The organism is Streptomyces sp. MNU76 (assembly GCF_020982545.1).
Lineage (GTDB): Bacteria > Actinomycetota > Actinomycetes > Streptomycetales > Streptomycetaceae > Streptomyces.
Window position 1 is genome coordinate 1,076,144 of the sequence record NZ_JAJKLK010000001.1, and the last position, 11,529, is coordinate 1,087,672.

10 protein-coding genes and 1 pseudogene are annotated in these 11,529 nt (G+C 68.1%); 2 read left to right on the forward strand and 9 right to left on the reverse strand.

Annotation, left to right across the window (positions count from 1 at the left end; all coding sequences use genetic code 11):
- Window positions 1-210 precede the first annotated feature (210 nt).
- The 6 genes and pseudogenes from E4N62_RS04665 to E4N62_RS04690 all read right to left on the reverse strand — a co-directional run bounded on the left by E4N62_RS04665 (window position 211) and on the right by E4N62_RS04690 (window position 9,358).
- Complete coding sequence (locus E4N62_RS04665; RefSeq protein WP_230212039.1) at window positions 211-942, reverse strand: hypothetical protein; 732 nt, start codon at window positions 940-942, stop codon at window positions 211-213.
- Window positions 943-1,213: 271 nt separating this feature from the next.
- Window positions 1,214-2,064: pseudogene (locus E4N62_RS04670) on the reverse strand (helix-turn-helix domain-containing protein).
- Between the two features lie 12 nt (window positions 2,065-2,076).
- Window positions 2,077-2,784 carry a DUF6879 family protein gene (locus tag E4N62_RS04675; RefSeq protein ID WP_230212040.1) on the reverse strand — a complete coding sequence of 236 codons (708 nt, stop codon included), beginning with the start codon at window positions 2,782-2,784 and terminating at the stop codon, window positions 2,077-2,079.
- A 492-nt stretch (window positions 2,785-3,276) separates the two neighbouring features.
- On the reverse strand, window positions 3,277-8,049 hold the full coding sequence (locus E4N62_RS04680; protein WP_374116927.1) for a putative T7SS-secreted protein: 4,773 nt from the start codon (window positions 8,047-8,049) through the stop codon (window positions 3,277-3,279).
- A complete protein-coding gene (locus tag E4N62_RS04685; RefSeq protein ID WP_230212042.1) occupies window positions 8,049-8,735 on the reverse strand; it encodes a hypothetical protein in 687 nt (228 codons plus the stop codon). The genes E4N62_RS04680 and E4N62_RS04685 overlap by 1 nt, the downstream gene beginning before the upstream one ends.
- The gene (locus tag E4N62_RS04690) at window positions 8,732-9,358 is read right to left on the reverse strand and encodes a hypothetical protein (RefSeq protein WP_230212043.1); all 627 of its coding nucleotides are present in this window, start codon (window positions 9,356-9,358) and stop codon (window positions 8,732-8,734) included. Before E4N62_RS04690 ends, E4N62_RS04685 begins: the two co-directional genes overlap by 4 nt.
- Before the next feature lie 413 nt (window positions 9,359-9,771).
- Here E4N62_RS04690 and E4N62_RS47820 point away from each other — a divergent pair, with 413 nt between their 5' ends.
- Window positions 9,772-9,903: a hypothetical protein gene (locus E4N62_RS47820; protein WP_259408389.1), complete on the forward strand. Its 132-nt coding sequence runs from the start codon at window positions 9,772-9,774 to the stop codon at window positions 9,901-9,903.
- A 69-nt stretch (window positions 9,904-9,972) separates the two neighbouring features.
- Here the strand turns inward: E4N62_RS47820 and E4N62_RS04695 are convergent, their stop codons facing one another.
- Window positions 9,973-10,179, reverse strand: coding sequence for a hypothetical protein (locus E4N62_RS04695; protein WP_230212044.1), 207 nt, complete (start codon window positions 10,177-10,179; stop codon window positions 9,973-9,975).
- Between the two features lie 62 nt (window positions 10,180-10,241).
- Here E4N62_RS04695 and E4N62_RS47825 point away from each other — a divergent pair, with 62 nt between their 5' ends.
- Entirely contained in the window at window positions 10,242-10,373 is a 132-nt protein-coding gene (locus tag E4N62_RS47825; protein WP_259408024.1) for a hypothetical protein, read from the forward strand.
- 430 nt (window positions 10,374-10,803) lie between these two features.
- Here the strand turns inward: E4N62_RS47825 and E4N62_RS04700 are convergent, their stop codons facing one another.
- Window positions 10,804-11,202: a PIN domain-containing protein gene (locus tag E4N62_RS04700; RefSeq protein ID WP_230212045.1), complete on the reverse strand. Its 399-nt coding sequence runs from the start codon at window positions 11,200-11,202 to the stop codon at window positions 10,804-10,806.
- On the reverse strand, window positions 11,199-11,495 hold the full coding sequence (locus E4N62_RS04705; RefSeq protein WP_230212046.1) for a hypothetical protein: 297 nt from the start codon (window positions 11,493-11,495) through the stop codon (window positions 11,199-11,201). The genes E4N62_RS04700 and E4N62_RS04705 overlap by 4 nt, the downstream gene beginning before the upstream one ends.
- Window positions 11,496-11,529 lie beyond the last annotated feature (34 nt).

Here is an 11,529-nt window from a genome sequence, read left to right on the forward strand (position 1 = left end):
GGCCGGACGGATAGGCCGACTTCACCCATGGCGTGAACGACGGGCGAACCCCCGAGCAGCTCTGTCACCCGTCGGCGCCCTGCTCCAACTCCGGAGCTGGGCGCCAACAGGGAGCGGGTTCGTAAGGCCCTCGGGCCCGGCAGAGCGCGTATCGAGCCGCGAGCATGTGCCGTAGGCGGGGTGCTCGACGCCCTTCAGTGCACCGAGGAATCAGACTTGCGAGTCCTCGGGCGTCGGCGGTGTGCTAGGTGTCAGCCCCGGCCAAGACTCAGGCGCCGGGCCGAACGCGCGACGACTGGCCCGCACCGCCAGAGCGGCGAGGGCAGCGTTGGCGCCCCCACCGATCACGGCACCGATACCGAACGGTGCCACGCGACTGAGAACGATGATCCCCTGCTTGGTCCCGTACTTCGTGATGAAGTGCGGCCCCAGGATTTTGTTGATCTGGCGCAACGTCTCGACCGGCACCTTGGCGACGACCTGGCGTCCCCAGTGCTGCCCCGTACGCCCGGCGACCTTGCCGATGGTGGTGGAGCCGCTCCCGCCGAGCATGACTCCCATCACGATCGTTCGGCGGCGCTCGACCTCGTCGATGGGGACTCCGTGGACCTCGGCGACCGACAGCGCGAAGAGGGCGCTCAGCTCCAGGGACGAGAGGGTCTCGCCCGCCGAAAGTGCCAGTGCGACTCCCGTGCCGACGCCGGGCGCCGCCGCGGTTCCTCCCACCGCGGCACCCGTCCCGGTCAGAGCGCTGACATACATACGCTCCAGGCTGCGGATCACCTGAGCCGGTGTCGACTCCGGGTTCCGCTGGCGGGCCCGTGCGATGTTCTTGCGCACCAGCGGGGTCTGGAGGTTGATCGCCTTGTCCAGGAGTTCGAGCACTCGCTGCCCACGTCCGGCGGCTTCCGGATCCGGTCCGGCGTTTGCGTCTGTCGTCATGCCTTGGCCCCCCAAGTCGTCATGTGCCAACCGAAACTGCCATGCAATCAGCCGAACGGACCTTTCGCCAGACGGAACAGGCCATCGAAGGGGTAACGGACACGGCGGACGCCGACGCCTCTGCGATGCGGTGGGCGCGGGCTTCGACGTCTTGCCTGTGCGGTTCCGGCAGGTCGTCGAAACGAGGTACCCCCGGCGGGCCATGACCCGCAACCCGGCGATCAACCGCGTGAGGTCTACGCCTCGGAGTCGCGGGCACCCATGACGTTCGTCAACGCTGATTCAGAGCCCGGCGGGCCGAGTTGATGACGTGATGAGCCTCGGCCCCGTACACCGCCGATTCGCTGAGCGTGTTCCAGACCTTCTTGTGCAGGGCGACGCTGTCGGCGTCGTCCAGCCACAGCTCCGCATGCCAGTCCTCGGCGATGACGAGCCTGTCGTCGAGGATCCAGAAGCCGTTGGCCGTCGGGATCTTGAGCGAGGCGCGGAGCGGAATGATCCCCAGTTCCACTGTGTCCATGCCGATGACGCCCGCGAGGCGGTCGAGTTGGCCGGCGAGGACGGACGGAGGACCTATCAGGGCGTGCAGGGCGGCCTCCCAGACCAGGGCGTGGAACGTCCGGCCCGTTTCGTACAGCCAGTCCTGGCGTCGCATGCGTGCTCGGACCGCAGCGTCCGTGTCGCGGACCGAACCCTGAAGATCCGCGTACCGCAGGAAGATGTGCCGCGCGTAGTCGGCTGCCTGCAGCATGCCGGGAACGACGGCCTCCTCCCAGGCGTGGATGACCTGGGAACGCTCGACCTCATGGTTCCACCTGTCCTGCACGGGCCGGTGCCGACGGCCAGTTGCCGGCGCCAGGAGCGGATGTGGGACTCGAAGCCCTTGAGCCGGGCGTCCAGTTCGTCGAAGACGTCCGGCCGGCCGACACCTTGGGCCCAGGCGCGCAGGTCTTCGCCGGTGGCGGTCTGCCGGCCGTTCTCCAGCTTGTAGATCTTGGAGTGTGGCCAGCCGAGTCGCCGAGCGAGTTGCGTGCCGGTGAGCCGACCTCCAGGGGCTGACAGCCGGAGTTCCCTCAGCCGCAGCCCGAGGGCCTCCCTTGCCTGCTGGAAGTCTGTGCTCACTGGTTCCGCTCGCTAGTGGTCGGCACCGAGTCGCGCGGCGAACTCGTCGTACGACGCGGACCCGTGCACGGCGGCGTCGCGGACCTGGCAGTACCGCAGGACCTCGGCGGGTTCCGTGATGACCTCGACGTCGTGGAAGGCGTCCTCGTCGTCGAAGCGCAACACGGCCACCAACCGACTGTCGAAGATCCAGAAGTCCTCGGCGGGCAGCCGGAGCCGGTCGGCGTCCTCGCGCCACAGGTTTCGCACGTCCTCGCCCGTGGCCGCGTTGCACCTCGCACAGTCCAGCAGGAACAACTGTCCCTCGGTCGGCGGGTCGTCGACCACGCGCACCCGCCCCACGTACTTGCCGTCGGCCGTCTGACGGTGGATGTTCATGCACCACTCGCTGTCGAGGTCGCACGGAGCCGTGCCGGTCGCAAGGAACTCCGCGTACCCGGGGTCCTCCCGGTCCGACGCGTAGCCCCGCCGTGTCTCCAGATGCCAGGCCGAGTGCTCGAAAGTCTCGAAGAGCCGCCTGAACTCCTCCAGGCCGATCAGCTTGGGCACGCGGGTGACCTCCTTGGGCCCGTGATGGACGAGGAGTTCACGCGGCACGACCACTGCGGCATCTCCAGGGCCGAGGTGCTGAAGCTGGGCGACGTCCTCGGGGTCGGTGAGCGGTGTTCCCTGGACGATGATCTCACCGGAGTCGAGGTCCTCACTGCTCCTCCCGGTCATTGTTTTGAATGCGGAGGGAAATTCCTTCACTCATCTCGTATATCTTGGGTTCTCGACGATTTCCCCCGAAAACTCAAGCTCAAGGAGCGTGCATCTCTTTGCTGGATTTATTTCCACGTATTGAGAACTGTGGTGCAAAAATCTTCGGGTGGCAGGTATGAGTGGTCTTCTACATAGTGGACGATCATAGCTGGAGATGCGTACACGGTCCCTCGGGTACTTGTGACATGGATCTCGCCGCTGCCGATGAACAAATTTCCACGAGACGTGTGCTCTCTAGCTGTTCTGAAGTCTGGACATAGATCGCAGAAATGCATACCGCGTTGCACGTTGACCTTCATGGCGGCAAGTTGGACAAGCGCTGCAATCAAGCCATCCGGTGCAACTCCAGTGACATATGGATGCTCTCGGGAAAGCCATCCGACATTTAGCATTTCCTGGTCGGTCGTGTTGTATGTATACGGGCTGAGGTCGGGATAGTATGCCATATATTCACCAAGGCTTTATGTGCTCGCGGCAGATCAGAACGTGGACGGCTCCCATTCTATCGGTGATGATGTCGCCAAGTCGCGTGGGAGCATTCACAGTGATCGATTTACTGCTGATCGTGAGATCTTTGGGAACGTCGACAGTATAGTTTGGGAGAGATTTGCCGGGGCCGAATGTTTCGAATGGTGAATGATTGGCTCCTGTTTCAATTTGATGCGCAAAGTTGTCATTCAGGCGCTTTCCGTCTTCCACGTAAAACTTCAGCCAAGTGCCAGGTGGTACCGTCGTGTCCCCGGCGCCGAATTCATAGTACCCATGCCCGGATATCACTTTTGAGTTATCTGTCCTCCCTTGCTGCGTTACGCTCTTCGCCCATTCTGTTCCTTCTCCGAGGCCATGGCTTGGTTGCGCCCGCCGATCCTGTTCTGGAGGGCAGGGCGACAAGCCATGGGGATCGACCCATACTGTCGGGTTGGATACGTATGAGGCCGGATTTGGTGCAGGCGCCAAGCCAAGGGGGTCAGCGGAGAGGTAGCGGGCCGTCTCGGGGTCGTAGTGGCGGAAGTAGTTGTAGTGGAGGCCGGTTTCGGGGTCGTAGTACTGGCCGGGGAAGCGGAGAGGGGTGTAGGCGGTGCTGTCGGCAGCCCAGGCCGTTGTGCCCCACAGCGTGCTGCGGGTCCGCCACGCGATCTCGCCCTCCTCGTCGACGAGTTCGCTTGGCGTGCCCACCAAATCCGTGACGATGGCGAAGAAGCGGGAGTCGATCTCCTCTTGGGGAGCGTCTGCCGCCGTTATTCGTTCGGTCTGGGTGATGGGGCGCAGGCCCTGGTGGTCCCAGGTGAGGGTGACCGGGTTGGGCAGGGCCGGAGATGTGGTGGTCTGTTCGCAGAGGGTGGTGCCGTCCCAGGTGAAGACGACGTGCTCGACCACCGTTTCGCCGTCGTCCGCCATGCGGAGTTTGGCCGTACGGCGGCCCAGCGGGTCATAGGTGTACCGCCAGCGCGTGCCGTCCGGGGTCGTCACGGACGTCAGGCGGTCCTCGGCATCCCACTCGTACCGCCAGGTGTCCGGTTTGCGGGACAGGCGGGTCTTCTGGCGGAGGGTGATGCGGCCCAACGCGTCGTGTTCGTAGCGGACGCCTCCCGCGCGGGTGATGCGGGTGCCCGTGTAGGCGCGGAGGCCGGTGGCCTCCTGCCCGGGGTGGTTCGACGGCCAGGACGCCGAGGTCTGGTTGCCCGCCTCGTCGTAGGCGTATCTCTCCGTCCAGTCGGCCGCGTGAACCGCTGTCACGCGGCCTGCCGCGTCGAGGTCGAAGCGGCGGGAGCCGGAGAGTCGGTCGTCGATGCCGGTCAGATTGCCGTCGGCGCGGTAGGTGTACGCGCGGTGTTGGATCGGGCGGCCCGACGTGCCGGTCACCGACTGGGTGGTCAGGCGGCCCAAGGAGTCGAAGGTGTGCGCCAGGGTGACGGTCTCACCGATGCGGCGGGTCAGCTCGCGGCCGGCCTCGTCGTAGGTGAAGTCGATCGTGTGGCCCGCGGCTGTCATCCCCGTGCGGCGGCCGGTCGCGTCGTACGTCCAGGTCGTCGTCACGCCGGTCGGTGTCGTGCGGCCTGTTCGGCGGCCCAGATCGTCATACGTGTGCGTCAGTTCGCGGCCGTCGACCCTCTCCGAGCGCACCCGGCCGAAGCGGTCGCGCAGGATCGTCAGCGTCGTACCGTCCGGGCCCGTCGCCTGGGCGAGCTGGTCCGTCATGTCGTACGCGTATGTCGTGACGTCGCCCGCCGCGTTCTTGCGGAGCAGCCGGCCCAGGGCGTTGCGCTCGAAGGACACCACCTGGCCGAGTGCGTTCGTGCGGGACGTCAGACGGCCCGCCGCGTCGTGTTCGTAGGTGAGCGTGCGGTCGTCGAAGTCCGTCTCGGCGATCAGTGAACCTGCCGGGTCGTACTCGTAACTCCAGGTCAGGCCCTGCGGGTTGGTGACCTTCGTCAGCCGCAGCTCCAGGTCGTACGCGAACTCGTGGCGTACCCCGTCCGGGCCCGTGCGGGCTGTGAGCAGGTCGAAGTGGGTGTACTCGAAGCGGGAGACGCCGCCCATCGGGTCGGTGTGGGTGGTGCAGTTGCCCTCGCCGTCGTACGTCCACGACTCCGTGGTGCCGTCGGCGGCCGTGCGGCGGGCGAGGCGGCCCTCGATCGTCCACTCCAGCCGGGTCACCGCACCTGTCGGGTCCGTGATGGTGACGGGTCTGCCGAAGGGGTCACGTTCGTAGCGGGTGACCGCGCCGAGGGGGTCGGTGATCTCCAAGGGGAGACCGGCGGGGTCGCAGCGGACGGTCGTCGTGTGGCCGAGGGGGTCGGTGACGGCGGTCAGGCGGCCCGCGTCGTCGTAGGTGAAGCGGGTGGTGAGGCCTGTGGGGGCGGTCACCGAGGTGCGGTTGCCGCGTTCGTCGTACGTCTGGCGGGTCACCGTGCCGTCCGGGTTGACCACCCGTGTCGGCAGGCCGAGGTCGTTGTACTCGGCTCTCGCCTCGCGGCCGTCCGGGCGTGTGACGACCGTGGGGTTGCCGGACTCGTCGTAGCGGAACGTGGTCGTGTGGCCCAGGGGGTCGGTCAGGGACAGCAGGCGGTTGTAGCGGTCCCGTTCGTAGCTGGTGACCGCGCCCAAGGGGTCGATGTCGGCGACCACCTGCCACGCCTCGTTGATGAGGAAGCGGCGGGTGTGGCCCTCGCCGGTCGTGGTGGTCGTCACGCGCAGGCCCGTGTCGGGGTCCGTGTCGTCGTACGAGACGCGCAGGGTCATGTGGCCGTCCGTGCCGCCCTCGGCGACACAGCGGTCCTGGTCGTCGTACTCGTACGAGTAGGCGCAGCCGTTGGTGTCGGTCCAGGAGGTGACGCGGCCGGCCTCGTCGTAGGTGAAGCGGAGGGGGAGGCCGGAGGAGTTGACGACCTCGGTGAGGTTGCCGTCCGTGTAGCCGTAGCGCTTCAGTTCCTGGTTGGTCGTGGCCAGGTGGAGGGCCGTGACCCGGCCGGCCTCCGTGGTCACGCGTACGTCGTATCCGGCGCTGGAGACGATGCCGAGCGGGGTGCCTTCGGTGTCGTACTCGAAGGTGAGCCAGTTGCCGTTGCGGTCGTCGATCTGTTCGAGGACGGCCAGATCGTCCCGGCGGTCGGTGAAGTGCCAGGTGCGGCGCGTACCGGGGTCGGTGACCGTGTAGCCGCCGTCCTCGCGGGCCAGGGGCCAGCGGGGCCGTGGCTCGGGAGGGTCGGGGCGCCCGGCGCGGGTGGGGATAGGCGGGAGCAGGCCGTCCTCGGTGACGAAGATGACGCCCTCGGAGTCGATCTCCAGGCGTTGGTCGACGGTGGAGGACCAGGACGGGCCGAACCACTTGCCCAGGTGGTAGCCCGACTCGACGCGGCGTCTGAACACCAGGGGCAGGGCACCGGGCAGCGTCACGTCTGTTTGGGGGAGGTACATCCGGCCGGTGGCGAAGTCGATCGGGTCGGAGCCCCGCGACTCCACCGCTTCGGGCTGACGCGAGTCCCGGCCGGGAGCGTCGCTGACCCTCTCTCGCGCCGGCAAGTCCGGTTTCCTGCCCGCCTCGGCCGCGTCCTCAAGGCCGTGTTTGAGCGCGCCTTTGATGCCGCCTGTCGCCGCCCCGCGCGCGGCCCCCGCGCCCTTGGTGCCGAGCAGGTCGAGGACGACGCGGCCCCCGAATTCGGACGGGTCCTTCTTGGCGGACTGCCAGGCGTCCTTGAGGGCCCGGTCGGGGTGGGCGACCGTCGACGTGAGCCCCGCGAGCGTCATGTTGACGTTCTGGTAGTACTCGGCGGGGTGGGCGATGTTGTACGGGTCGAGGGCGTTCATGCTGCGGCCGAAGGTGATGATGCCCGCGCCGCCCTTGACGACGCCTCCGACGACATGGGTGAGTTCCACGGCCGATGACGCACCCTGGTCGGCGAAGTTGGCGGCGAGTTTGAGGGCGGGCGGTAGTTCGGCGGGGGCGTGCTCCAGGGCGGCCTTGACCGAGGTGGTGGCGGTGCGGGCTGCCTCGTTGCGCTGGCGGCGGGCCTCCTTGAGGAGTTCGTGGGCGCGGGTGATGTCCGCTTTGCCGGGGTCGCTGAACTCGGCCGGTTTGGGGCCGGGGTCCTCACCGGCCTTCACCTTGGCGTTGTAGGCGTCGACCTTGGTGTTGTACGCCTCCACGGCCGCCTGGGACGCTTTCATGCCCGCCTTGTAGGCGTCGATGGCGTCCTGGGCCTGGCCCTGGGCCCACTTGACCGTGTCCGCGTACGAGTCGAGCGCCTTGGCGGCCTGGTCGCAGGCGTCCGCCGCACGCATCCACTTCTTGGGCTGCATGGCGAACTTCTCGCGGAAGGTGTCGGCGGCCTGGCCCTTCCAGTGGGAGGAGTCCAGCTTGCGCATGCCGTCGCCGACCTTGTCGAAGGCCGTGTGGAAGTCCTTGAGGTGCTTGGCGCTCTCCTGGATACGGCCGACATTGCCGTGGACCAGTTCGTTGGCCTGCTCGGTCTCCCCGAGTTGCTGCTCGCCGGGGGTGGCGCCCAGGGCGGACGCGGCGCCGTCGCCCCAGTCCTCCACCTTGTCCGCGACGCCCCGGAGGCCCATGTCCTCCAGACGCTCACCGGCGTAGTCGGTGCCCGCGTCGATGCCTTCGCCGAGGAGCTTCTTGCCGTCGTCGTACACCTCTTCGGCCTTGCCGACGACCGTGTTGGCGGCGCCCTTGAGCTTGTCTTCCACGCCGTCCGGGATCCAGCCGCCCATCAGCTGCCGCCGCCGCTCTGCTGCTGTCCCTCGGCCTGGGCCGCCTGCTCGCGTTCCTCGCGCGAGGGGCCGTACTGCTGGTCCAGCCACGCCTCGTACTGCTGGTCGGTCATGCCCATCGACTCCTGCGGGTCGACCGGCCCGTTCTGGAGGACGGGGGACGTCAGCACGTCACGCTGTGCGTCGTTCCAGGCCTGGTCGGTGTTCTCCTGGGCCCGCTCCCAGGACTCCGCGCTCCAGTCGGAGGTGGCGAACATGTGGTTGTCGCCGATCTCGCCCCAGGACATCCGGGTGACCTGGTCCTCGGTGAGGTGCGGGTTGCCCATCACGGAGTTCGCCGCGATCTTGAAGGTGCCGTCGATGTACTGCTCGGTCTCGTGGAACGTCCCCGCAGCCAGACCCACCGCGTCCGCGAAGTTGCTGCCCTCCAGGATCAGCGCACGGACTCCCCACTCCCAGCGCTCGCAGAAGGTGTCGAGCGCCGACGTCAGTCCGCCGTGCCCCAACTCCAGACCGGACAGGGCCAGGTCCGAGAAGCCGCGGCCCACACTCGCCTCGCCGACCATGCCGAGTTCACGGAGCTCCGACATGGCCAGGTTGATGCCCTCGGTGATCAGGGCCAGGCCTTCCACCTGAAGGTCCTTGCCCTCACCGCCGTCGCCCCCGCCACCGCCGCCGTCGTTCATCGAGTCAACTTCCCGTTCGGGGCGATCCTGTTCAAGTGGTTCGTGTCTGTGTCTGTGTCTGTGTCTGCGTCTGTGGCTGCGCCTGCGTCCAGCGCCGCCGCGTCCGGCACGATCCCCATGACCGGCGGGAACAGTGCCCCCTGACCCTCGCTGCCGACGTCCAGCGCCACCCCGTACGGCACCGGCATCGCCGGGATCGCCACGTCCAGCAGTCGGGCGCCCAGCACACGGTCGTACTCCCACGCCCGTGTTCCTTCGCCCCTTGCGAAGGCGAATCGGGCCAGGGAGGGCTCGTCCGAGAAGGCGTAGATCCAGCGGATACCGCCGAACTCCCCGGTGAGCGGGTCGCCGTCATCCGACAGGGGCACGAGCACCGCCGTACGCCGGAACTCGCCGAGCAGGGCGGCGGCTTCGCGTCGGCGGTGGGCGAGTGCGGCGTCATCCGCCGCAGGGGAGAGGGTGTCGCCGCCTTTCGGGGACGGGGTCCGCTCTTCGGGCGGGGCCGACGGGCGTTCGGAAGCGGGACCGTTCGGCTTGGCCGGCTCGGCCCCTTCCACGTAGTCGAAGATCCTGGATCGGCGTAGACCGCCCGCCGCTCCGAAGCCACCCCCGTGATCAGACATGCGTGCGATCATCGCATCGGCGTGTGGCGTGCTGCAACGCCAAAGCCTTTGCTGCAGAGATGTGTCGCTGGCACCCGGTGCGGTCGGCGCGCTGCACGTCTTCGGCTCCGGACGACGCCCTGGCCGTGGCGACGCGACTGTCGGTCGCCCTGCACCGGACCGGTGACTACCTCTCCGCCTGGGAGACCGCCCGAAGCGATGCGGACCTCGGACAGCGACCCTTCACGGTCACGAGCCGGCAACTGCGCCCCGGTGCCCGGGCGAGGGTGAGCGTCGCGTTGACCGGGGTCGCGCATGGGTGGCCCCAGTCGTGCAGGCGGTGCGAGACGTGTCGGCGGTCGAGGCGGTGGGCGAGGAGAACCCCGTGTGAGCCGTTCGCCACCGAGCACGCCGCGGGTCCCGGTGGCTGCACCTTGGCCCGCTCATGGCTACCGCTGACCGGCCGACTGCCCTGGCGGGCGTGGGTCCTGCTGGCCGACGCGCACGAGCGGGGGGTGCTGCGCCAGGTCGGCCCTGTCTACCAGTTCCGCCACGATCTGCTGTAACGGAAGCTCGCGGAGGGCGGCGAGGACGGGGACCGGAGCAGCCGCTCACGGTCGTGACGCACTCAGGGATCAGCTGTTGCTCTCGATGATGCTGGTATCGGCCTCGCTGCCGTGCGCGACGGCGTTGCCGCTGTTCTCCACCCGCAGTGGGCCGCGACCATGTGCACGTCCCCGTCGCTGGATCCCCGTCCGTGCCTTGGCCCCACGGGTGGCGCGCGCGTCGCCGGATTCGGTCACCTGGGCCCCGGGATCGTCGCCTGCGAGGCCGGTGACCACGGCCCAGCGGTGGCTGCGCGGAGGCCCGGCGTCCGGAGGTTCTCGCGGCCTACGATCGGGACATGACGGTCATCCCTCCCGTACGGTCGTCGGGCCGGCGGACACCTCTCGGCCGGATGCCGAGGCTCGTCCTCGGCCTGGTCGTCCTCACCCTCCTGGTCGGGGCGGTCTTCGCCGTCGGCATCCCCGGGTGACGGCGTACCTCCAGGAGATGGCGTGCACCAGGAGTATGCTCCGGCAGCCTCGCGGTTACCGTCTTCAACGGAACGGCTTCCGGAGAAGGCCGTTCAGCTGTAGTCGATGCCGGAGACCGCCTTGCCGCCCTTTCCGATGGCAGTGCTCGGGCCCGTGGCCGGAGCCCCGTGCAGCCGCTCGCGACGGTCGGCCCCGTGACCTGCCGCCGTGCGTCCGCGACCAACGTTCCCGTGGGGGCTCGAGCAGGTCGACAGGGGTGGAGTGCCCCCTCCGCCCGTGGCCGGCGGTCGGTGAAAGGCGTGTAGGGCATATGGGGCATGGGGGTACGGTGGAGGGCGTGGTGAAGGCGGGTGTCCACCTCGGCGAGGGGACGGAGGGCTTCGGCGGGTGAGGGTGATGGTCTGCGGTGGGGGAGCGGCCGTGCTCGGCTCAGAGCTTCACGACGACGACGCGGTCGGCGCACAGCTTGCGCATGTCGTCCTCGTCCGAGGTGAACACGGTGACCGGGCCGGGCTGCCGCAGGGCGACGGCGGCGAGGGCCGCGTCGATGGCGTACTTGTGGCCGTGCAGACCGGTCTCCTTGAGGAGGCTGGTGGCCTCTTTGGCGATCTCCTCCGTCACCGGATCGACACGGATCTTGGAGAGAGCCCAGTGCCACTTGGGGTGCGAGCGGGTGGGGTCGTAAGCCTCGATGAGCGTCATCGAGGTGGTGACGACCGGGATGCCGGCATCGTCGGCGTGCCTCAGGTAGGCGCCCATGCGACGCTCCCCGCGCACCCACCGCGAAAGTCCTTCGCTGTCGAGTACGTAGACCCGGTTTCCGGTCATGCGGCATCTCGCTTGTGCTTGTGCGGCTGCTCACGTACCTCGCGGGCACCGGTCCGCTCGGCGTGCTGCCGCTCCAGGTCGCGATGCTCGGCCTCGACCTCGGCCAGTTCCGCCTCGGTGATCTCCCCGTACTCGGACTCCCACCACTGCACCGCCTCGTGCAGTCGCTCCCGCTCTCGCTGGCGCTCTATGGCGTGCGTGACATAGCGGCTGAACCCGCCGGGGCCGACCTCGGCCCGGATGGCCTCGGCGAGCTCCTCGGGAAGCGTCACGGTGTACTTCTTGGTTGCCATACCGTTGACCATACCGAGAGCCTGATCGGGCAGC

Excerpts from the sequence above, each read along its gene's own strand:
- E4N62_RS04665 (WP_230212039.1), bottom strand. The coding sequence starts at position 942 with ATGACGACAGACGCAAACGCCGGACCGGATCCGGAAGCCGCCGGACGT.
- E4N62_RS04675 (WP_230212040.1), bottom strand. The coding sequence starts at position 2,784 with ATGACCGGGAGGAGCAGTGAGGACCTCGACTCCGGTGAGATCATCGTC.
- E4N62_RS04680 (WP_374116927.1), bottom strand. The coding sequence starts at position 8,049 with ATGGGCGGCTGGATCCCGGACGGCGTGGAAGACAAGCTCAAGGGCGCC.
- E4N62_RS04685 (WP_230212042.1), bottom strand. The coding sequence starts at position 8,735 with ATGAACGACGGCGGCGGTGGCGGGGGCGACGGCGGTGAGGGCAAGGAC.
- E4N62_RS04690 (WP_230212043.1), bottom strand. The coding sequence starts at position 9,358 with ATGTCTGATCACGGGGGTGGCTTCGGAGCGGCGGGCGGTCTACGCCGA.
- E4N62_RS47825 (WP_259408024.1), top strand. The coding sequence starts at position 10,242 with ATGACGGTCATCCCTCCCGTACGGTCGTCGGGCCGGCGGACACCTCTC.
- E4N62_RS04700 (WP_230212045.1), bottom strand. The coding sequence starts at position 11,202 with ATGACCGGAAACCGGGTCTACGTACTCGACAGCGAAGGACTTTCGCGG.
- E4N62_RS04705 (WP_230212046.1), bottom strand. The coding sequence starts at position 11,495 with ATGGCAACCAAGAAGTACACCGTGACGCTTCCCGAGGAGCTCGCCGAG.